Below are 21,394 nucleotides of genomic sequence, written 5' to 3' on the forward strand. Positions count from 1 at the left end.
TCATCACCAACGAATCAATCATGACAGAATCAGTAACAAAACACGAAAGAAACCTCTCTGCATTAATACATGCAAGTACGTTCTCTAAATTCTTTTTTCCGTTCGGGAACTTCATCATTCCTCTAGTATTATGGACTGCCAATAAAAAGGAATATGAATTTGTGGATCATAATGGTAAACAAGCACTGAATTTTCAAATTAGTATACTCCTCTACTCTATTCTTGTAGGTATGGTTAGTATTCCTTTTTTCTTAGGCGGGTTTCTTCCTAATATTTTTGACTTTGACCATTTTAGCTTTTCAAATATTCACAGTTTCAATAACATCAATTTTAATTTTGATTCTGACGACTTTTTTGGTCCGTGGATGATTCCCGTTGCATTACTTGGTCTAGCACAATCAGCCTTATTTATTATCAATATCGTGTATACCATTTTAGCTACCATAAAAACAAATGAAGGTGAAGTTTTTGAATATCCTTTCACTATAAAATTTATAAAATAGAATCATCAGTTTACTTTAAATCAGGGTATTCATCACACCCGTAGGAGTTTATTTATCAATCAAAAATCAATCAGGATGTTTATTCATCGAACAAAAAACGAACAGTTAATCTATGCAGACAACAGAAACAAAGGAGCAATCCCCTCCGAAAGCGGGACTGCATAAAAAGCAAAAAGAGATTATGAATGTAGAAAATACAAAAGCGCAAATGCGTAAAGGGGTTTTGGAGTATTGCATCCTATCCATTTTAAATGGGCATGATAAATATGCTTCTGAAATCCTAGAAACGCTTAAAGATGCTAAAATGCTTGTAGTGGAAGGTACTATATATCCGCTACTGACCAGATTAAAGAATGCAGGACTTCTAAACTACCGTTGGGAAGAATCTACTTCTGGACCGCCACGTAAATACTATACCCTAACCGAGACCGGTAAACTTTTTCTTAAAGAATTAGATACCACTTGGGACGAATTAAGAAAAGCCACCAACCTGGTAACCAACTCTAAAAACAGCTAATCATGAACAAAACAGTAAATATAAATTTAGCAAACATGCTTTTCCATATAGACGAAGAGGCATACAACATAATGCGCAGGTATTTAGAATCTGTAAAACGTTCTTTTGCCAATACACCTGGCAGCGATGAGATTATTGCCGATATAGAAGCTCGTATAGCCGAACTTTTTCATGATAAATTAGAGAATGATAGACAGGTAATTACGCAAAAAGAGGTCGATCAAGTTATTGCCATTATGGGGCAACCCGAAGATTATATGGTCGATGAAGACATCTTTGAAGATGAGCCTAGAGCCAAAACTTCTTCTTCGACTAAAGAAAGAGTAAAAAAATTATATAGAGATACCGAGAAGAAATATGTTGCCGGTGTTTCTTCTGGTTTAGCGCATTACTTCGGTATTGATCCGCTGTGGATTCGCTTACTCTGGATTTTCTTGACCATTTTCACTTGGGGCGGATTCATCTTTATCTACGGTTTACTTTGGATCCTTATTCCTGAAGCGAAAACTACTGCTCAAAAACTAGATATGAGCGGCGAGACAGTAAACATCAGCAATATTGAGCGTAAAGTTAAAGAGGGTTTTGATGACGTAGCGGATCGTGTAAAAAGTGTTGACTATGAAAAAGTAGGCAATACCGTCAAAAAAGGAGGCAAAACAATTTTTGACACCTTTGGTGATATTGTAATGTTCCTTTTTAAAATCTTTGGTAAATTCATTGGTATTCTTTTAGTTATTATTGGTGCCGCTACATTGATAGGTCTCTTTATAGGTATGATAACCGTAGGTATATTAGACTTTATTAAGATTCCAGGGTTTGATTTTTACAGTGTAGTAAATTCCACAGATTTGCCAATATGGGTAATATCGTTACTTGGATTTTTAGCCATCGGTATTCCGTTTTTCTTCTTAATGTACTTAGGATTAAAAATATTGGTAAACAACCTGAAGTCTATTGGTAGCATTGCTAAATTCTCTTTATTAGGTTTATGGCTGATCTCCATTATATGTTTGGTGGTTTTTGGTATTAGAGAAGCTGCAGCACATGCATACACAGGTAGTACTTCTGTAGAAAATGAAATAACTTCTATTATGCCTTCAGACACTTTAAATATTAGGTTAGTATCTACAGATGAGTACGATTATGAAAAGGATATGCACATGGGCGATACCTTTATTTCTTATGATGAAGCCGGTAATAAGGTTTTAGTTTCTGATGATGTTAGATTCCGTATTCGTAAGTCGCAAGACACTATAGTTCGTGTTCAAATCAGAAAAGAGGCTGACGGACCATCGAATAAAGAGGCAAAAGATATTGCTAGCCAAATTATCTATGAATATGAGGTAAATGGGACTACTATCTCTTTTGATGACTTTTTGACCACACAGGGACCTAAGTTTAAAGATCAAGAGGTACGTGTTAATATATTCTTGCCAGTAGGTACCATTTTAACTTATGACCAGACTAATTCTAGAGATTGGATTACGACTGTTAATACCGATAGAGATGTTGAAGGTTTAGAAGGATACATTTGGAAGATGACCGAAAGCGGTGAGCTGGAATGTCAAGACTGTCCTGAATTTATTGAAATGGAAGATGAAGATGATACGGGTTCTAATCGCATCAATATCAACGAAAATGGCATCGATATCAATATCAATGATAATGGCGATAAAGGAAAAATCATTATCAACGAAAACGGAATTGACATTGATGTTAATGATAACGGAGAATCGTTTAAAATGAAGTTAGATGAGAATGGTGTAAAAGTCAATACCAACGATAGTATCAACTAATTACAGTTCAGACATCTTAAACAACAGTTCAGTATTTATAAATAGAAAAGGAGTTAAAAAACAATCATTTTTACATCATCATAAAACAATAATCAATCAAAAAACGAACAATCATGACAACATTAGTAAGAATAACAGTAGCACTTGTTTTAGCCCTAATACTTTCATCTTGTGGCTTTGATATCAACTTCGGAGATTTTGGATCTGGCGAAAAAGGTAACGGCGTAGTCGTTGAAGAAACTAGAGAGATTACCGGTGAATTTACAGAAGTATCAGCTTCTGAAGGTTTAGAAGTTTTTGTTACACAAGGTTCAGACTTTGATATTGCCGTTGAAGCAGATGAAAATATCATTGACCTAATTGGAACAGATATTAAAAACGGGAAATTAAAAATTCACTGCATAGAAAACATTGGTCGCTCTACTAAAAAGATATATGTAACAATGCCTACAGTTACCGGTATATATGCTTCTAGCGGTTCTCATCTAACTACTGAAAATAAAATTCAGTCAGATAAATTAGAGGTAGATGCAAGTAGCGGTGCAATTATCAATGCTAACGTTCACGCTACCAATATAGATATCGATGCAAGTAGCGGTGCAAACATTACTTTAGAAGGCGTTGCCAAAGAAGTTTATGTTGATGCCAGTAGCGGTGCAAATATTAAAGCGAATGACTTAACTACTTTAGTAGCTACTGCAGATGCCAGTAGTGGTGCAAATATAAGTATCGATGTTACCAATGATTTAACCGCAGAGGCTTCTAGTGGTGGTAATATATCTTACAAAGGTGATCCATCGGTACAGAAGAACAAATCGGTTTCTGGTAGCGTGCACAAATATTAAAAATCACATCAATCAATTCAACTTTAAAACCCACTGAAATATCAGTGGGTTTTCATTTTTTAGTCTATACCTAATCTGTATATTAGTGGTATGCAAGTACACTTAAAAAAATATACATTACCATTAAAGCACACCTTTAGCATCTCAAGAGAATCTCATGATTTTCAAGATACTATGATTGCTTCTTTGACTTTAAATGGTAAAACGGGTTATGGCGAGGCTACCTCTAATCCGTATTATAAAATAACTACACAGAGCATGATGGATGAAATCAACGCCATAACCTCTGAAATTGAACCTTTTGAATTCACAACGCCTGAAATTTTCCATGCTTTTTTAGTAGGTAAAGGCTTATCTAATTTTGCTATTTGTGCTTTAGATTTGGCTGCGCATGATCTTTACGGAAAATTATTAGGCAAACCTTTATACGAAATTTGGGGTACAAGCATCGAAAATTACCCAACAACCAATTATACAATAGGTATTGCATCTGTAGATGTTATGTTAGCCAAAATGCAAGAAATGCCGTGGCCTATCTATAAAATTAAATTAGGCACTAGCGATGATGTTGCTATTGTTCGTGAATTAAGAAAACATACAGATGCCATTTTTAGAATTGATGCGAATTGTGCTTGGACTGCAACAGAAACGATACATAATGCACCGCTTTTAAAAGAATTGGGAGTTGAATTTTTAGAACAACCATTGAAAGCTGATGATTGGTCTGGTATGGAAGAAGTCATGCACCATAGCGTGCTACCCGTAATTGCCGATGAAAGTTGTATTGTTGAAAGTGATGTTGAAAAATGTGCACTTCATTTTAGTGGCATAAATATCAAGTTGACCAAGTGCGGCGGACTCACCCCTGCACTACGAATGATAAAAAAGGCTAAAGAATTAGGTATTAGTGTAATGGTTGGTTGTATGACAGAATCTACAGTAGGTATTTCTGCTATTGCGCAATTAATTCCGCAATTAGATTATGTGGATATGGATGGCGCTTTGCTATTAAAAAGTGATATTGCAACGGGAGTTCATATTGAACCTGACGGGAAGGTTATCTTCCCTAAACTAGCCGGTAGCGGTGTTCAACTATTAGATTGATGTTTAGTATTGATGAATTTCCCGATAGAACTATTGCAATTAACGGTAAGGAATACCTATATTTTGGTGGCACCTCATATTTAGGGTTACAAACTGATGCCGAGTTTCAGTCGCTGTTCATCAATAACATTAAAAAGTACGGTACCGGGTATAGCGCTTCTCGAAAATCAAATATTAGAATATCAATTTTTGATGAAGTAGACGCCCATCTAGCTGAAATGATTGGTAGTAAAGCTTGTGTGACCATGTCTTCTGGTTATCTCGCTGGTCAGTTGGTGTGCAACTATTTTAGCCGACCCGATTATCAATTGTATTATGCACCACATACGCATTCTGCCTTATTTAGAGATCAACAAGAAATATTTCTAAGCTGGAAGGAGCTTGAAAATGCTATCAGCCAGAATTCTAACAAAACACCTGTACTCTTTTTAGATAGTATCGATTTTCACGGCGAAAATTTTCCTGATTATAACTTTCTTAAAAATCTACCATTGAAAGATATAATTCTAGTTGTAGATGATTCACACGGAATAGGAATTACTGGAGAAAATGGTGGTGGCAGCTATAGATTTCTAAAATCATTATCACCGAAAGAACTTTTGGTTTCTTGCTCTTTAGGAAAAGGGTTTGGCATTCAAGCTGGAGCAATTTTCAGCAGTAATAATATGATTAATACGCTAAAAAATACGCAGTTTTTTGGCGGTGCTAGTCCTGCTACACCTGCTGCTTTAGCAACCTTAAAAAAGTCTAGTTCGCTTATAGCAAATAAAAGAATGCAATTGGCAGTAAATATAGATCTGTTCTTGAGAAACATATCAAATAGGTCTCTTTTTGTCTTTGCTGAAGGGCATCCGACCTTTAATTTTAAAAATGAAATTCTTGCCACTTATCTGGAAGAAAATGGTATTATAGTTACCAATTTCAGATATCCTACAGAAAATGATTCCCTTATGAGTCGTATAGTTTTAAGCTCTTCTCACACTAATGAAGACATTTTAAAGCTTTGCAATATTCTTAACTCCTTCTCAAGAAAATCATAGTCACATTGTAAATATCTAATTTTCATTATGTTATTCGCAATTATAGAGTTTATTTTTTGTTAAATTCTAATATTTAATTCGTATCTTTTTACTACAAATTCAACTCTTTTATTAACTAACATCTTACCACTATGAAAAAATTTATAGGATTGGTATTGTTGATGCTCATATTAGTATCAGCTGCCTCAACAAATTCCATCAACGAAAATTACATGCATACCATTCAAGGTACTTGGGAACTCGAAAGCTTTTATAATTATGACGGTCAGGAAGTCATTGATACCATACCAACTGCCGATGGATATCGACAGGTTAAAATGTACTACAATGGTAAAATTATGTGGAGCAGATATGTACCGGTTGACAAAATTGGTAGATTCGGTTACGGCACTTATTCTATTACCGACGACAGGCTAATGGAAACGTTAGAATATGGTGATAATGAAATGATCCAAGCTATGGATACCATGCGTATTTTTACTTTTGAACTGCAACTTGGCGATGACAAATTCAGTCAGATAAGCTTAGACGAAGAAGGTAATAGAACCTTCTCTGAAAACTACATTAGAATAGATTAACCCAACATATTCAACAAAAAAAGAGCCCATTCTAATGAATGGGCTCTTTTGTATTTTATACTATAGTATTAGTACTTATCTGCAATTGCTTCTTCAACAGAACCAATTGATGCCAGGTAACGTTCAGCGTCCAATGCAGCCATACAACCTGATCCCGCCGCGGTAACTGCCTGTCTGTACTCTTTATCTTGAGCATCTCCACTAGCGAAGACACCTGGTAAATTAGTTTTGGTAGATTTTCCTTTTGTAATTAGGTAACCCGTTTTGTCCATATCTAATTGACCCTTGAATATATCGGTATTTGGTTTGTGACCAATCGCAATAAATATACCGGTGATAGCAATTTCTTCCTTCTCACCTGTTTGGTTATTTACCATACGTAAACCTTCTACAACTTGGTCACCCAAAACTTCATCTACTTCGGTATTGTAACGTACTTCAATATTTTTAAGGCTGTGAACTCTATGTTGCATTGCTTTCGACGCTCTCATTTCGTCTTTACGAACCAACATGGTCACTTTATTACAAATATTAGCCAAATACGATGCTTCTTCTGCTGCCGTATCACCTGCACCAACGATTGCTACATCTTGTCCTTTATAGAAAAAACCATCACAAACCGCACAAGCAGATACTCCGCCGCCACGTAAACGTTGCTCACTAGGTATATTCAAATATTTAGCGGTAGCACCTGTAGAAATAATAATAGTTTCGGCTTCTATTTGCTTTTCACCATCGGCAACTACTTTATGAATACCTCCTTTTTCTTTTGAAAACTCAACCGATGTAATCATACCAATTCTAACTTCGGTACCAAAACGTTCAGCTTGTTGTTGTAATTGTACCATCATCGTAGGGCCATCGATACCTTCTGGGTATCCTGGAAAGTTATCTACTTCAGTCGTGGTGGTCAATTGACCCCCTGGCTCCATACCTGTATACATCACAGGTTTTAAATCAGCACGGGCAGCATAAATTGCCGCTGTATACCCTGCAGGACCAGATCCTATAATCAATGTTTTTACACGTTCTATTTTATCAGACATATCAAGTGGTTCTATTAAATTCTCTACAACAAAAGTAGGTTTTTGAGCTAAAAACTTACAATATAGTTATCAAAAGTTTTTATACGATAATTAGCAATGAAGATAACTATTTAGTAATTTTCGTCAGTTTTTCTAACTATTAGTTTGTAATTAAATGAAGAAAAATGAACTTTCCCCCATTCTTTACGTATGTATATTAGAACTTATATCATTATTGAATGAAAACCTTTAAATGTGCTATAATAGAAGATTCTAACACTCAAAGAAAACTTCTTGAGCAAATAATTGACAAAAATAAAAACTTAACACTATTGCATTCTTCAAGCGCAAGTACCGAAAGCTTGTCAGAGGTCAATGCTTTGAAATTAGATTTTTTATTTCTTGATATTGAAATGCCCGTCATGAACGGATTCGAATTTTTAGCCGGACTGACAATTCATCCGCAAGTTATTATCACTAGTAAAGAGCAGAAATATGCCCTTGAGGCTTTTGAATTCAATGTCACCGATTTTCTATTAAAACCCTTTAGCACTGCTCGTTTCGATTCTGCCATTAGTAAGGCTATTGACAAGATAAAATCTGTAAAAATTAAGCAACCGGAGAGCAAATTAGTGGTAAAACACAACCTAAAACAGGTGGAGCTTAATGTGCATGGAATTTTATTTGTCGAAGCTTTGGGCGATTATGTAAAAGTGGTGACCGAAGAACGTAACTATATAATTCTCTCTACCATGAATGCTTTTAATAAAAGACTTGGATCAGAGAATTTTATTCGAATTCATAAATCGTACATCATTAATTTAAAAATGGTGGAACGCTACAATCATGAATTCATTGAAATAAAGAACAAGAAAATTCCTATCAGCCGAGCTAAAATAGTTGAATTGGATCGACTTCTAAATTGTATCGAATAGTAGATATTCTTTATTCCTTAGTTAACATATCTACAGTTGCTACCGTTCTAAACCCAGTATGTTCCAAAGAAGAATCCATACTAGAGCCCATTCTTGCAGACACACGGTAACTAGCACAATACGATGCACTACATAAAAAAGAACCGCCTTTAATTACACGTTCTTTTGCTAGTGGATTATTTGATGTAAACGGAGCTTCTGCTCCCGTAGGATTTATTAAAGCCGTATTTCTATCCTTTATCTCTTTATAGTAATTGGTGTTATACCAATCGCTTGTCCATTCCCAAACATTGCCCGCCATATCGTATAGCCCATATGCATTTGGAGGGTATGATTTTACAGGAGCACGTAACTCGAACCCGTCAGCTATTGTATTCTCTACCGGAAATTCACCTTCCCAGGTATTTGCTTTTTCCTTTAAAATAGATTTGTCATCTCCCCAATTATAAATAGTACCGTAAGAACCTGCTCTTGATGCCAGCTCCCACTCTGCCTCTGTTGGCAAACGTCTATTTGCCCAGTCGCAATATGCCAACGCATCTTCATATGATACTTGCACTACCGGGTAATTGTCTTTGCCTCTAATATTACTTTTTGGTCCGTTTGGGTGTTTCCAATCCGCACCTATCGTCCAGTTCCACCACTGGGAAAAGTCATATAGATTAGGGACTGTTGATTTTGCTTTTTTAAACGTCAACGATCCTGGTTGTAATATAGAATCGTGTGGTTTTTCGGTACCTGGTGGCACTTGCTTTTTCAGTTCTTCCCAATCTATTCCCTTTTCGGCAACCGTTACATAGCCTGTAGCTTTTACAAATGCTGCAAATTGGGCATTGGTTACTTCTGTAGCATCCATAAAAAAACCATCGACAGTAACATCGATTGCTGGTTTTTCATGTTTCATTGCCATTTTATCAGAATTTACGGCTCCTTGTTTAAAATTTGCACCAGAAACCCAAACCATACCATCGGGCACAGCTACTCCTTTAGGTTTTTCGCTTAGTAAAGTATTTTCGACTACCTGTGCGGTTTCTTCAACCTTCGCTGCAACTTTTTCTTGGGCTTTGTTTTCTTTGGGTTCTGACTTACAATTTACCATTCCTAACAACAATAAACCTAACCCTAAAACGTGTACACTTTTATTCATGGCTTAAATATACTTTCTACGTTTTAATTCGTCTCTAAATAATTCGATTTTAACGAATAGGACTAATTACATACTGAAATGAAAGATTGCTTGGTTGTATCTGATATTTCTCCATCGGTAGTAACCCCCAGCTATTATCTCCACCAACACCCATTTGACTATGGTCTATATTGATATTTATTAAATCTCTTGTAGGTATATCGTAAGTGTGCTGCTGTCTTTTCTGCATGCCTTCATCAAAATCTGAATTCAACTGATGATGCGCACTGAAAGAGAATAATTCTGGAGCTGTAATTTTTATTCCTTTTCCTTCCTTATTTTCAAATGACAAGGTTCTGATATCTGTTCTGTTTCCATTCTCTTGCGGACGAATATATTTGAAATACAAATCGGAAACATTAGCATCATACACACCAACCAAAGCAGACGTATTACGATCTAAATAATTTTCGTGTTCTCCTCTACCGTACCATTCTACTTGATCGTAGCTGTTATCAATGATTAGATTATTACCGAATCTTGGCATAATCGGCAAATCGCTGCTAATTCCTTTTAACTCGGTGCTTACTAATATTTCGCCCTTAGTATTTATAGTATAGGTTACATTTACTTGACCATTTACAGAAGGTAATTCGTAATCTGCACTCAGCTTTAAATCTTTTCTAATTTTAAACGGATTAGCGGTTAGCTTTACTGCATCTATAATTTTCTTCCCTTCATTTGAGTTCACTTCTAAACTCATGATATTTTGGGTGTCGGTAGCTTCTTTCCATTTCTTTAAAAGTTTAGGCATGTTGTAGCCATAATCATTATCATTTGGTGCTCTCCAGAAATTTACCTTGGGTCCTTTTTGTAACAGATTCCCTTGTCCGTAATCTATAGATGATAAGGTACCGTCTTTACTGTTGAACCCAATCTCAAATCCGTTACCTTTTACAATAATGGTTTCATCAATTTTAGTCACCTTCAAACCTTCTATATTTTCATCAAAAACAGATGGATTAAATTCTGTTAACTGAAACTGCTCATAAGCCAATAAATAATTTGCTGGTATTAAGGCACTTTCATTTTTTGTAGTCATATATACATTCAAATGATATTCAGAAGCTGCATTTGCCAGTGCTGGCAAGTCTATTTGAACTTCTTTAGTTTCATAGGGAGCAATATCGACATCTGCCAAATTACCTTTCCCTACTTCTACTCCATTTTCTAACAATCTCCAGGAAAAAGCATATTTAGATAAGTTGGTGAAATCATACATATTTTTTAAACTGATTTTTCCAGATTTCGGATTCTCAGCCCTAAACTTCACATATTGATACACCTTCTTTACTTCATATAAAGCCGGATGCGCAGAACGATCGGGATCTACTAATCCGTTCAAGCAGAAGTTATTATCATTCTGTAATTCTGCTCCGCCTAAATCACCACCAAAAGCATAAAACTCAACACCTTCTTCATTGGTGGCTTTTAAACCTTGATCTACCCAATCCCAAATAAAACCACCTTGTAATACATCATACTTTTCAATGGCATCCCAATACTCTTGTAAATTACCTACACTATTCCCCATCGCATGTGCATATTCGCACTGAATCAAAGGTCTCTTCGGATTATTCTCTGCATAGGCAATAGTTTGGTCAACCCTTGCATACATAGGCGCCTGAATATCTGTATTCGAGAAGTTAGTTGCACCTTCATACTGCACTGGTCTAGTAGTATCATGAGCTTTCAACCAGTCATAGGTATCAAATAGGTTTTGACCATTACCGGCTTCATTTCCTAATGACCAGGTAACAATAGAGGTGTAATTTTTATCGCGCTCAAACATACGAATCGTTCTGTCTAAATGCATTTCTCTCCACTCTGGGCGATATGCTGGGTGAATTGCAATTGCTTCTTCATCGCCATCTAAACCTTGGTTAGTGGCTCCCATACCATGAATTTCAATGTTGGCTTCATCAACTACATAAAACCCATACTTATCTGCCATTCTATAGAAAAACTCATTTTTAGGGTAGTGACTACAACGAATGGAATTGATATTATTCTGCTTCATTACCTCCATATCTTTTAAGGTAATTTCTTCGCTAATAACGTGACCGGTTACTTCGTCATGATCATGCAGGTTTACGCCTTTTATTAAAACGGACATACCGTTTACCAAAAACTGATTGTTCTTAATTTCGATTTTTCTGAATCCTATTTTAGAACTGATCGCTTCGTTAGTATTTCCCTTTTTATCCTTGAGCGTAAAAAGTAGCGTATATAAATTCGGCTTTTCAGCATTCCATGTCTTTACATTAGGAATCTCCTGAGCAAATTTTACCGTAGTTGTGCCTTCAACTACATCTAATTTTTGGTCTACTTTAAATATTTCCTTAGCACCATCTAATAAAGTAACTTCTACTTGAGCATCTTTTTGTTTCTTGCCCGTATTCGCCAGTTTTAAATTTAAACTGAATTTACCGTTAGTATAGGTGTCATCTAAATCTGCCACCACAGTGTAATCTTTTATAGTCGCTTTATTCGTCGCATACAAATACACATCTCTGTCTATACCGCTTAAACGCCAAAAATCTTGATCTTCTAAATAGCTGGCATCTGACCAACGTAATACCTGTACCGACAAATCATTTTTGCCTGCTTTTAGATATTTAGAAATATTGAATTCTGCAGGTGTTTTACTGCCTTCGCTATAGCCAACCATTTGTCCGTTCATATACACATACATAGCACCGCTTACACCGCCAAAATGCAAATACACTTCTTTCCCATTCCAGCTTTCAGGAGTTTCAAAACTGCGCTTATAGCTACCTACGGAGTTGATATCGTGGGGAATAAATGGTGGATTCTTAGGGAAAGGATACACCACGTTTGTATAAATTGGTGTGCCATGACCTTTTAGTTCCCAGTTAGATGGTACCGTAATTTTATCCCAACCTGAGGTATCGAAACCTGCATTAAAAAAAGTAGTTGGGCGTTCTGGTACGCTTGCGGCATAATTAAAACCCCACTCCCCATTTAAAGACTGATAGAATGATGAATTCTCCCAACTTTCATTCGCTAAAGCCGACGTTGCATTTTCATAACGATATAAAGATGCCGTAGGATATTCACGATTTATTTGAAAAATTTCAGGATTCTCCCACTCCGGATTTTTCCATTTTGGTGCTTGTGCAGATGCAAATGCGGTGAATAAAAATATGCCGAGTACGCAAATTTTAATACAGTTTTTCATGTTCTAGTTGTTCAAGTGTGTTAATTACAATCTATACGAATTCACTATTAATAAAATGATTTCGCATTCTAGATATTTTAATTTATGGAAATTCACATTTTGCTACCCGAATATTTCAGATACTATCAAATATTCCATCCTTGCAAAATACAACTAAACTTGCGAATTTGAAAAGGATACTATGTTGTAGACATTATAAAACAATGAGGTAGCGCATGCCATAATCTTAATGGCTTAATAATCCGTTTTCTAGCAGTGGAATTTGAAAACGTTCTGTTTCTGGTTTGGTGTGTTCTTTTTTGAATATTTCTGCCGCCTTTTCTAAAATCTCAGGATGATCTAAAGCTATATTATTCTTTTCTGTTGGGTCGTTCTTTAAATTATAAAGCTCTAATGTTGGCTGCTCGTCATCTTTTAAATGCTGACGAACTACTTTCCAATCGCCCATTCTAATAGCTATTTGTCCGCCATATTCGGGGAATTCCCAATACATAAACTCATGTTGTATTTGCTTGTCTTCCGCTAATAATGTGGGCAAAAAGCTAATTCCGTCAGTGTCTACTGGTTTTTCTATTTCAAGGATATCAGCAACAGTTGCCAGCATATCATAATGTGCAGAGGCATGGTCGCTTTTAGTATCCGGCTTTATTTTGCCTGGCCAGGTAAAAAATGTAGGCACTCTAATTCCGCCTTCATACACAAATCCTTTTCCCTTGCCATATACACCATCAAAAGGTTTTGCGCTTTCAAAAAATGTAGGATCCGCTCCGCCTGCATAACTTGGTCCGTTATCTGAGGTAAATACAATCAGTGTGTTCTCATAAATTCCTTCGTCCTTTAACTGCATCACCAACTTACCTACATTCTCATCAAAATAAGAAACCATGGCCGCATAAGCTGCATGGGGAGTCTGATGCGAAAAATAACCGTTACCCTCACCGGACAAATACGGTTTTTCTGCCCCAAACTTTTCTATATAATAATCTACCCAACGCTTCGGTGCTTGTAATGCCACATGCGGAATGGGAGTTGCCCAATACAAGAAAAACGGGTCGTCTTTATTTTCAGCCACAAAACCCGTAAGCTCTTTGAACATTAAATCAGGCGCATAATCTGTTAACGTATAGTCTTTATAGCTATCAGGATTCTTTGGATCTAAACCTTTGGGGAAGGGTGAACTTGGGGCAACCGTATCATTCGCCAAATGAACGCGATTTCTGTTCTTATACAAATGCAACGGATAATAGGTATGTGCCTGTCGCTGGCAATTGAATCCATAGAAAAAATCGAATCCCATTTCATTTGGTATGGAGTGTGTATGTGGTGCGCCTAATCCCCATTTACCAACCAAACCTGTTTTGTAACCTTCCTCTTTTAAGTAATTAGCAATGGTCTTGGTCCCTTTCGGAACTGGTCTTTGCCCCTCTAAGGTGGAATCTTTTGCCATGGCTTTATAATCCCAAACATCGCCTCGGTCATTCCACTCATCATTACCCCGTATAAAAGAATTGCCTGCGTGCTTACCGGTCAAAAACATATATCTGGCAGGTGCGCAAACGGGAGCACTAGAGTAATGTTGTGTAAAAATCATGCCTTGTTTTGATAAGGCGTCGATATTGGGAGTTTCTATTTTCTCTTGACCAAAAGCGCCTATTTCAGCATAGCCTAAATCATCGGCCAGAATGTAAATGATATTTGGTTTTTGTGGTTTTGGCTCCTCAATTTTCTTTTCATCTTGACAAGAAAAAAACTGAATAGCTACAAAAAGTAAAAGAAAGATATTTTTCATTTTGGTCAGATAGGTTGGTTGTCTTAAAGATACCTATTTTCCTAAAATCTCGGTAACCAAACCTTTAAACATCAAAAGCCCTGTATCTATGAGCTCATCGGGAAAGTCGTAATCAGAATGATGTAAGGCTGGCTGATTATGCCCTGCCCCTAGTCCGAAAATGGCACTTTTATATTTTGATGAAAACCACCCAAAATCTTCTCCGAATTTTAATGACTTCGGATGCTTAACTAACTCAACCTGATTTAGATTCGCTACTTTTTCAATCAAAGCAACACACTCGGAATTATTATCGGAAGCCGGAAAAAACTCGAACCAATCTATTTCTGCTTTTAATTTATGAGTGCTTGAAACTTCACTTACTGCTTGTTTTATTTTACCTTCTATAACATTCATTACTTCACCGCTCCAAGTTCGTATAGTATAATGTAATTCTGCATTTTCGGGAGAAATACCGTAATTCTTCTCCCCTAAATCAATACAAATTGGGGTCAAAATAGCAAAATCAGTACTATGAGCATTAGGTTTTTCAAACGTAGCAATTATTTGAATTAATTCTGCCACTGCCATTGCAGGATTCACTCCGTTTTCTGGCTCAGAAGCATGCGATTTCTTTCCTTTTAATTGAATTTTAAAGCTTTGGACTGTAGCCGTAAAGAAACCTGATTTTACAATGATAGAATGCATCTTCTCACCTGGAAGGTTATGAAGTGCAAAGACATAATCTGGATTGAGATTTAGAAATTGCTCATCTTCTAAAACCATTGCTGCCCCTTTTCCTGTTTCTTCGGCTGGTTGAAAAAGTAATACTACTTTGCCTTTATTGAACTTAGCCACTGATAACCACTCAGCTAAACCAGCAACAATTGTCATGTGACCATCATGACCACATTTATGCGATACTCCGTAATTATCAGATGTATGCGCAAATGTATTCTCTTCAATTATTGGCAAGGCATCCAACTCACAACGAATAGCAATGGTTGGTCCATTTTTATCAAATTCATAAACTATCGCTACCCCTGCCCCACCAATACCACTAATAATTTCCGTAGGGTTATATTGCTTTACAAATTCAACAATACGTTTTGCTGTGTTATGCTCTTTACCTGAAAGCTCAGGGTTTTTGTGTAGTTCTTTTCTAAGTTGAACCAAGGTTTTATTCATACCATAAATATAGCTTGATTATCGCTAGACTAGAAATAACGAATTGCTTTTTAAGACTTAATCTTACCGTTATTTTTCATTTCGTAGACTGCATATAAAATGAGACCAACAGAGCATAATCCCATACCTAACGGTGATAAAGAACCATTGTTCAAACTAGCATTGGTCAGCTCTATAATTACTGCTACTATTAGTATTAAAAGCCCAAGAAGACATACCGTTAAAGAAATGTGTTTGATGTTCATTTTTTATCTTTTTTAGAACTAACCTCCATAAGATTAGTTGTTCGTATTATTATCGAAAATAATTATCCCATATTTCAGAAGTTCGGCAAACCAATATTATCAGACTATCATATCTCTTGGTATTCTCTTATTCATTATGGCAAACCATAATGGCGGACATAAAGAGAGTACCATAGATGTGGGATACCCATAAGCCATTTGCGGACTCTCATCGTGACAATCTAATATTTGATATTTTTTTGAAGATTTATAATGGTGATCGCTGTGTCTGGTTAACTCATACAAAACAATTCGCCCAACTACGTGGTTAGAGTTCCATGAGTGCATTTCGCGAACACGTTCATATCTACCAGATTTGGTTTTATGTCGTAATAAACCATAATGTTCAATATAGTTTACAGTTTCAAGCATAATGAAACCAACGATACCCGCTAAAAGTCCAAACAATAGCACTTTAGAACTGAAGAAAAATAAAATAGCACCCAAGTACATTATCTGGAAAAAAGTATACCAAAGCATGTCATTATTAACGGACAAAAAACCTTGGTTATTACTCTTCAACAGTCTTTTCTGAATTTTCCATGCATTAAAGTATTGCCGAATACTTGAAGTAAACCAGAAAGAATACACACTTTGATTGTACTTGGCAGTAGCCGGATCTTCTGGTGTTGCAGCATGCAAATGATGCCCAAAATTATGTTCAATATAAAAATGCATGTAAAAACTTGGTAGTAACAAAGCCTTGCCTATATAACGCTCGTTGGTACTCTGTCGATGACCAAGTTCGTGGGCAACGTTTATTCCGTTAGTACCTAAAACAATACCTACCGAGAAAATTAGACCTAAAAACTCATACGTAGCCAAGTTTTGCGTATTCACAGTGTAAAAACCCCATAATAACAACCCAATAATAACCGGTAAATTGAGATAGAGAAGCCAATCAAAAACTTTTCGTTTTAGTTTATCTTCTACCTCGGTTTCATCTAAATTGGAAGTTTCAACGGGTAGCAAAAGTTCTAAAATGGGAATAATTACAAATGCATAAAAAGGCGTTAGAAAGGTGAAAATACCTTTGAAGTATAAACCTATAAAAGCAACTAAGGGCAAAGAAAATGCAGCTAGGTATTTCAAATCTTTCATAAGGCAACAATGTTTAATTTATTTTAAAAACAATAGGTGAAACGTCTTTCCTTTGATCTGTAATAAGCTTAATGACAGCTAACTAAAGTTAAGAAATTTACTTTTAGAAATTAAATCTTTATAATTTACATTTTTTATAAGACGTTAGGTTATAACAAAAAATGTGTAGGTAAGTTCATCGCCCTTATATAACTACTATTCAACTTTATTTTCCTTTTCTTTTTTCATGTAACCAATAGCCCAAATAAATAGACCCAAAGGTAATATGATATCGATGGATTCGTAAACGGAACTTAGTGCTTCAATAACAAAATATTTCTTTGAAATGAAAAATAACCCTCCAATTATTATAAGCGTGAAACCGATGATTTCTAATGTATTTTTCTTTTCCATTTTTTTTTATTTAATTGCAAAATTCAAAAGATTTGGCGGACTGTGTAAACATGACCTAGCCTTTAAATTTAGTACTTTATGAGTTGTTTGTCAATTGATGTTATTAAGTAATATATTTATTTTTCCATTAAATTTTAAGAATACATTTTTCTTATTTCAAAAAGTTGTTGATCGGATAACTCGTCTAAACTTTCATTGAATTGGTTCTTTGAAAATTCTCTCTCAGGAATGCCAATGTTCGATATCTTTCTCACACTTAATTACATCTCCTTCTCTCAAAATTACAGGCTCATTTCCTCTCTCCTGATAATAAGCTTCTCCATCTACAATTATTAAGACTTGGCCGTACCATGTTTATGCCAGTCCAAGGTTGACTTAGCTTTAAAAGTTGCTTTTGTAATATTATAACCCAATTCCTCATCATCTTGAATAATGGCAGTCAACCAAGCTTCTCCGATATAATGAGTATTTGGCGCTTTTGTTCCATCTGTTAGATATGAGGATACCTTGTAATCTGAGTTTTGGGAAAATACAGATACAGAGGTTAAAATTAATAGGATAAAATTGATTTTTTCATTTTCTTAATGTTTAAATATTTTTTGCTTTCACCTATTTTCATGTTTGCGTACAACGTTTGTTGTATGGTTAGTTGCGTGGTTCAGCAACTAATTTATTAAACAAATGCCTGCTACAGAAAATCCGAAAAAATTTTTCAGATAAGCACCTGCCAAAGCAATTAATTATACAAGCAAGGTGTTGGAATTTCGCTATTTTTTAGGGACCAAATACTTTTATCCATTTCGTTTTATTTTTTCTGAAAAGTATTCCCCCAATAAGTAAAATTATTACAGTAGCTAGACCGACCATTCCAAAAAAAGGCGCTTTAGGAATTCTTGTTAAAATTTCAGCCCCAAATGCTGAATAAAGCCCAATTACAGACCAATACATAAATGAAAAATGCCGAAATTTCCATGTATTTGTTGGCTTTTTGGTCCAAATTGGAATCATACCAAGTAGTATTGTCCATAAACTAAAAAGAGTTGCATAATGAAAAATCCCCCATGCATTGAATAATCTATAAATCATGAGAGCGGTTAAAATCAGAACCCCCATACTAATTAAATAAAGGTACCCCATTTTCACGTGTAATTTTGTTCCCTTTTTTAGTATTAAAACAAAAGTTCCGAATAAAAGAGCACTGCAAGATGAAATTAAATGAATTAATCCTGTAGTATCGCCAACTAAATTTCCCATCTATTGATTACTTTAACTATTTGATATTCAAAAGTCTAATTTTATTTGAGAATCAAATATTTTTTAAATCTGAAATGTAGTTTATTATGGATGAACGGTTTTTTAATGTTCGTTAAGGCACATAGTTTACAAAAGTTAAAGATTAGGGTTTACACTAAATTAATTTCTAATCTTGTTGCTTGTTCTTTTATGCTTAAATTGTTTTCATCAGAGCAAAATCTTAAAGATTTTGCGGACACATAAAATATACACTTACTTTGGGGTAAATACCAAACTCCGCATTACTTATAGGTATAATTGGTAACTGTCTTTTATTCAGTTTTATATGAGAATGGTTTTGTAATTCCTTTGTTTAAACAATTCTCTTTTTGCATTTCAAAATGTTTCTCCGACATATCATTTAGATACACTTCAATCGGCTCTAAGCCTATTGATTTTCTTCTTTTATTGACATTTATGCTGTCCTTCAATTTTTTAGGATATGCTTGTCCAGTATTCATGTTATATGTCACTTGAGTGCCATAAATTTGGGCCTTTCCCGTATTTAAATTTACTCGGTCAACTAGAAGTCCATAACTACCTGAGTTAGCATTACTTTTATCTACTTCTATTTTCATTTTTTCCAAAACTCTGCTTTGAAATTCAGGTTTGTGGTCTGAATGTTGAACCATTAAAAAGAAATTTCTAGAACCATCTTTACCAACTAAATCGTAACCAAGAAATCCGTTATTCTTAAAGACTTTTTGCAGACGTTTTTCACGAGTCCTGAAAACACTATCCTTAAATTTTTTCCATTCCTCTAGCGGTAACTCTCTGTATTTTCCAGAAGGAACACCAGCTGCAATTTGGTCTACTACAGCCATTCTTAGGAGTTCATCAGCGAGCACTTGATTAAATTCAACCTTGCTTTTATCTGTTTCTTGTTCTTTTGTAATTTCCTTACATCCAATTAGAAGAATTCCAATAAACACTATTTTGTAAATTTTATTCATGTTTTTCAACTGTTTTACAACGGTTTAGACTATGAGTAGTTGCGTTGGTTACCACTTAACTTTGCAAGTACGCACCAAGTTGGAAATTCCACAATAATTCCAAAAGTAGGCGAGAACAAGTAATTATTTGTAGACATTGTGGTAAAACGTTTTTTCAATAATTACTTCAGTTATTTGGTTATTGATAACTGTTTATTTTCTCAATTACACTTTTTCTTAAAGCTGTATCGATATTTCTTTTGAACTCTTCTGTTGTTAAAATTAGTGGATTTTTTTCTGTTGATTTTCTTAATCTAAGTAATTTCATATCATCTAATAAATTATTTACAAACGGATGGTTTGAAATTTGAGCATCGACACCATTCTTAATCGCAAATGATTCAAAATAATTAAGCGATTTCAAATATTGTTTATTTTCTTCTAAAGTATTGGGCAATCCTGTTCCTCCCCAAATTGAAACAGCGTGATCACTATTATTATCAGTTGTATTGATTACTAGTGAAATAGCACCTTTAGTGTGGCCTGGTGTTAACAATACTTTTATGTTAGTTTCCCCAAGAGATATAATTTCTTTGTCATCTACTTTTTGATAGGATTGAGGTAGTGGTAAATCACTTGATTTATTTCCAAAAGGATCTACTAAAACGAGGGCATTGGGATCGTGAATACCATTCCAAGCAACTTCGCTCATTAGAATTTTGGATTTATAGGTATTCTCAATAAAATTAGCGCCACCATAATGATCGGCATGCTCGTGAGTAATCAATAGATACTTAATATCTTTAGGGTTTAATCCAAGTTTTTCTATACCAGGAATAATAACATTCTTTGCATCATCATTAGTCCACATAGCGTCTATTAATATTATTCCTTGTGTAGTATTTACAATAAATGCTCCCACACCTTCATAACCAACAAAGTAAATATTATCAAACAATTTTGTAGGTTCGACAATTTCTGTATTAAATAGTGGTGAATCACTAAGATCAATTTTTTCTTGAGAAGTTGAAATAGTTTCTTCTTTCTTCTTTTTAGAATTGCATCCCAATATAAGTACTAAGAAAACTAGTAAAATTATGTTTTTCATGTTATGATTTTAAATGTTTTACAACGCTCGTATGTTCGGTTCTTAGTTTGAAGATACTATATTTTGAATGATAAATTAGTTTAAAGGAAGGGTGATTTCGTGGTTGGGCTAGATACTAAGTAGAGATATCGTCGCTTAGGTTTAGTCTTTGGCATCCGCCAAGTGAGGAGCTGCAGGAGCTAAAAGGACTGAGCAGGGAACGTAGTTCATTGTTGAACGATAGAACGATGGAGACCAATCGACAAGGAGCTATCGCATCGAGCGTTCATAGCAATGCAAAGACATTGAAAAGGCACAAGATTAGATTAAAGCTTCTAAACACGCAGATAGCGGCGGTCGAAGAAGATATGCGACTTGTGATCTCTAAAAATAAAGTATTGAAAAGAAAGCTGGATTATTTAATAAGTATACCTGGTATATCGTTTATATCGGCGGCTTCGGTGATCGGAGAAACGTTGGGCTTCGAATCTATAGTCAATGTATTCAATGCCAAGCAATTTGCGAGCTACGCCGGTTATGATGTGGTATTGAGGGAATCGGGAAACTTCAAGGGAAAGACCAGGATCAGTAAAAAAGGGAACAGCCATATAAGGGCG

The 21,394-nt window shown here is 35.3% G+C and carries 20 protein-coding genes; 9 read left to right on the plus strand and 11 right to left on the minus strand.

The features are described 5' to 3' along the window. Positions 1–20 precede the first annotated feature (20 nt). The 7 genes from ACEN2N_RS06335 to ACEN2N_RS06365 all read left to right on the plus strand — a co-directional run bounded on the left by ACEN2N_RS06335 (position 21) and on the right by ACEN2N_RS06365 (position 6,383). Entirely contained in the window at positions 21–503 is a 483-nt protein-coding gene (locus tag ACEN2N_RS06335; RefSeq protein WP_441823529.1) for a DUF4870 domain-containing protein, read from the plus strand. Between the two features lie 181 nt (positions 504–684). Beyond that, entirely contained in the window at positions 685–1,020 is a 336-nt protein-coding gene (locus ACEN2N_RS06340; RefSeq protein ID WP_424004393.1) for a PadR family transcriptional regulator, read from the plus strand. A 2-nt stretch (positions 1,021–1,022) separates the two neighbouring features. After that, complete coding sequence (locus tag ACEN2N_RS06345) at positions 1,023–2,816, plus strand: PspC domain-containing protein (RefSeq protein ID WP_441823530.1); 1,794 nt, start codon at positions 1,023–1,025, stop codon at positions 2,814–2,816. 113 nt (positions 2,817–2,929) lie between these two features. After that, positions 2,930–3,661: a head GIN domain-containing protein gene (locus ACEN2N_RS06350; RefSeq protein WP_441823531.1), complete on the plus strand. Its 732-nt coding sequence runs from the start codon at positions 2,930–2,932 to the stop codon at positions 3,659–3,661. Positions 3,662–3,751: 90 nt separating this feature from the next. Beyond that, positions 3,752–4,765, plus strand: a complete 1,014-nt coding sequence (locus tag ACEN2N_RS06355; protein ID WP_441823532.1) for a dipeptide epimerase — start codon at positions 3,752–3,754, stop codon at positions 4,763–4,765. After that, the gene (locus ACEN2N_RS06360) at positions 4,765–5,805 is read left to right on the plus strand and encodes an aminotransferase class I/II-fold pyridoxal phosphate-dependent enzyme (RefSeq protein ID WP_441823533.1); all 1,041 of its coding nucleotides are present in this window, start codon (positions 4,765–4,767) and stop codon (positions 5,803–5,805) included. Before ACEN2N_RS06355 ends, ACEN2N_RS06360 begins: the two co-directional genes overlap by 1 nt. Positions 5,806–5,936: 131 nt before the next feature. Beyond that, positions 5,937–6,383 (plus strand): hypothetical protein, encoded by a 447-nt coding sequence (locus ACEN2N_RS06365; protein WP_441823534.1) that lies wholly within the window; start codon positions 5,937–5,939, stop codon positions 6,381–6,383. 68 nt (positions 6,384–6,451) lie between these two features. On the opposite strand, the gene trxB is transcribed toward ACEN2N_RS06365, so the two are convergent. Beyond that, positions 6,452–7,429, minus strand: a complete 978-nt coding sequence (gene trxB, locus ACEN2N_RS06370) for a thioredoxin-disulfide reductase (protein ID WP_441823535.1) — start codon at positions 7,427–7,429, stop codon at positions 6,452–6,454. A gap of 218 nt (positions 7,430–7,647) precedes the next feature. Between trxB and ACEN2N_RS06375 the strand changes: the two genes are divergently transcribed. Then, complete coding sequence (locus ACEN2N_RS06375; RefSeq protein ID WP_441823536.1) at positions 7,648–8,343, plus strand: LytR/AlgR family response regulator transcription factor; 696 nt, start codon at positions 7,648–7,650, stop codon at positions 8,341–8,343. Positions 8,344–8,353: 10 nt separating this feature from the next. Here ACEN2N_RS06375 and ACEN2N_RS06380 read toward each other — a convergent pair whose 3' ends face one another. The 10 genes from ACEN2N_RS06380 to ACEN2N_RS06425 all read right to left on the minus strand — a co-directional run bounded on the left by ACEN2N_RS06380 (position 8,354) and on the right by ACEN2N_RS06425 (position 20,798). Then, complete coding sequence (locus tag ACEN2N_RS06380) at positions 8,354–9,490, minus strand: formylglycine-generating enzyme family protein (RefSeq protein WP_441823537.1); 1,137 nt, start codon at positions 9,488–9,490, stop codon at positions 8,354–8,356. A 49-nt stretch (positions 9,491–9,539) separates the two neighbouring features. After that, positions 9,540–12,731, minus strand: a complete 3,192-nt coding sequence (locus tag ACEN2N_RS06385; protein ID WP_441823538.1) for a glycoside hydrolase family 2 TIM barrel-domain containing protein — start codon at positions 12,729–12,731, stop codon at positions 9,540–9,542. 226 nt (positions 12,732–12,957) lie between these two features. Next, positions 12,958–14,520, minus strand: coding sequence for an arylsulfatase (locus tag ACEN2N_RS06390; RefSeq protein ID WP_441823539.1), 1,563 nt, complete (start codon positions 14,518–14,520; stop codon positions 12,958–12,960). A 33-nt stretch (positions 14,521–14,553) separates the two neighbouring features. Beyond that, on the minus strand, positions 14,554–15,687 hold the full coding sequence (locus tag ACEN2N_RS06395) for an amidohydrolase (RefSeq protein WP_441823540.1): 1,134 nt from the start codon (positions 15,685–15,687) through the stop codon (positions 14,554–14,556). Positions 15,688–15,737: 50 nt separating this feature from the next. Further along, complete coding sequence (locus tag ACEN2N_RS06400) at positions 15,738–15,932, minus strand: hypothetical protein (RefSeq protein WP_441823541.1); 195 nt, start codon at positions 15,930–15,932, stop codon at positions 15,738–15,740. 99 nt (positions 15,933–16,031) lie between these two features. After that, positions 16,032–17,072, minus strand: coding sequence for an alkane 1-monooxygenase (locus ACEN2N_RS06405; protein ID WP_441823542.1), 1,041 nt, complete (start codon positions 17,070–17,072; stop codon positions 16,032–16,034). A gap of 195 nt (positions 17,073–17,267) precedes the next feature. Next, complete coding sequence (locus ACEN2N_RS06410; protein ID WP_441823543.1) at positions 17,268–17,465, minus strand: hypothetical protein; 198 nt, start codon at positions 17,463–17,465, stop codon at positions 17,268–17,270. 774 nt (positions 17,466–18,239) lie between these two features. Next, on the minus strand, positions 18,240–18,719 hold the full coding sequence (locus ACEN2N_RS06415) for a DUF2306 domain-containing protein (protein WP_441823544.1): 480 nt from the start codon (positions 18,717–18,719) through the stop codon (positions 18,240–18,242). Positions 18,720–19,030: 311 nt separating this feature from the next. Next, on the minus strand, positions 19,031–19,711 hold the full coding sequence (locus ACEN2N_RS06420) for a DUF6624 domain-containing protein (protein ID WP_441823545.1): 681 nt from the start codon (positions 19,709–19,711) through the stop codon (positions 19,031–19,033). 178 nt (positions 19,712–19,889) lie between these two features. After that, on the minus strand, positions 19,890–20,798 hold the full coding sequence (locus tag ACEN2N_RS06425; RefSeq protein WP_441823546.1) for an MBL fold metallo-hydrolase: 909 nt from the start codon (positions 20,796–20,798) through the stop codon (positions 19,890–19,892). A gap of 227 nt (positions 20,799–21,025) precedes the next feature. Here ACEN2N_RS06425 and ACEN2N_RS06430 point away from each other — a divergent pair. Continuing rightward, positions 21,026–21,394, plus strand: a 369-nt coding sequence (locus ACEN2N_RS06430; RefSeq protein ID WP_441823547.1) for a transposase, incomplete at its 3' end; no start/stop codon positions are given.

Source organism: Maribacter spongiicola (genome assembly GCF_052119685.1).
Lineage (GTDB): Bacteria > Bacteroidota > Bacteroidia > Flavobacteriales > Flavobacteriaceae > Maribacter > Maribacter spongiicola_A.

What these genes read in the sequence shown, in the direction of transcription:
- ACEN2N_RS06350 (WP_441823531.1), top strand. Translation starts at nt 2,930, where the DNA reads ATGACAACATTAGTAAGAATAACAGTAGCACTTGTTTTAGCCCTAATA.
- ACEN2N_RS06425 (WP_441823546.1), bottom strand. Translation starts at nt 20,798, where the DNA reads ATGAAAAACATAATTTTACTAGTTTTCTTAGTACTTATATTGGGATGC.
- ACEN2N_RS06405 (WP_441823542.1), bottom strand. Translation starts at nt 17,072, where the DNA reads ATGAAAGATTTGAAATACCTAGCTGCATTTTCTTTGCCCTTAGTTGCT.
- ACEN2N_RS06390 (WP_441823539.1), bottom strand. Translation starts at nt 14,520, where the DNA reads ATGAAAAATATCTTTCTTTTACTTTTTGTAGCTATTCAGTTTTTTTCT.
- ACEN2N_RS06400 (WP_441823541.1), bottom strand. Translation starts at nt 15,932, where the DNA reads ATGAACATCAAACACATTTCTTTAACGGTATGTCTTCTTGGGCTTTTA.
- ACEN2N_RS06410 (WP_441823543.1), bottom strand. Translation starts at nt 17,465, where the DNA reads ATGGAAAAGAAAAATACATTAGAAATCATCGGTTTCACGCTTATAATA.
- ACEN2N_RS06375 (WP_441823536.1), top strand. Translation starts at nt 7,648, where the DNA reads ATGAAAACCTTTAAATGTGCTATAATAGAAGATTCTAACACTCAAAGA.
- ACEN2N_RS06395 (WP_441823540.1), bottom strand. Translation starts at nt 15,687, where the DNA reads ATGAATAAAACCTTGGTTCAACTTAGAAAAGAACTACACAAAAACCCT.
- ACEN2N_RS06340 (WP_424004393.1), top strand. Translation starts at nt 685, where the DNA reads ATGAATGTAGAAAATACAAAAGCGCAAATGCGTAAAGGGGTTTTGGAG.
- ACEN2N_RS06415 (WP_441823544.1), bottom strand. Translation starts at nt 18,719, where the DNA reads ATGGGAAATTTAGTTGGCGATACTACAGGATTAATTCATTTAATTTCA.
- ACEN2N_RS06385 (WP_441823538.1), bottom strand. Translation starts at nt 12,731, where the DNA reads ATGAAAAACTGTATTAAAATTTGCGTACTCGGCATATTTTTATTCACC.
- ACEN2N_RS06335 (WP_441823529.1), top strand. Translation starts at nt 21, where the DNA reads ATGACAGAATCAGTAACAAAACACGAAAGAAACCTCTCTGCATTAATA.
- ACEN2N_RS06360 (WP_441823533.1), top strand. Translation starts at nt 4,765, where the DNA reads ATGTTTAGTATTGATGAATTTCCCGATAGAACTATTGCAATTAACGGT.
- trxB (WP_441823535.1), bottom strand. Translation starts at nt 7,429, where the DNA reads ATGTCTGATAAAATAGAACGTGTAAAAACATTGATTATAGGATCTGGT.
- ACEN2N_RS06420 (WP_441823545.1), bottom strand. Translation starts at nt 19,711, where the DNA reads ATGAATAAAATTTACAAAATAGTGTTTATTGGAATTCTTCTAATTGGA.
- ACEN2N_RS06345 (WP_441823530.1), top strand. Translation starts at nt 1,023, where the DNA reads ATGAACAAAACAGTAAATATAAATTTAGCAAACATGCTTTTCCATATA.
- ACEN2N_RS06355 (WP_441823532.1), top strand. Translation starts at nt 3,752, where the DNA reads ATGCAAGTACACTTAAAAAAATATACATTACCATTAAAGCACACCTTT.
- ACEN2N_RS06365 (WP_441823534.1), top strand. Translation starts at nt 5,937, where the DNA reads ATGAAAAAATTTATAGGATTGGTATTGTTGATGCTCATATTAGTATCA.
- ACEN2N_RS06380 (WP_441823537.1), bottom strand. Translation starts at nt 9,490, where the DNA reads ATGAATAAAAGTGTACACGTTTTAGGGTTAGGTTTATTGTTGTTAGGA.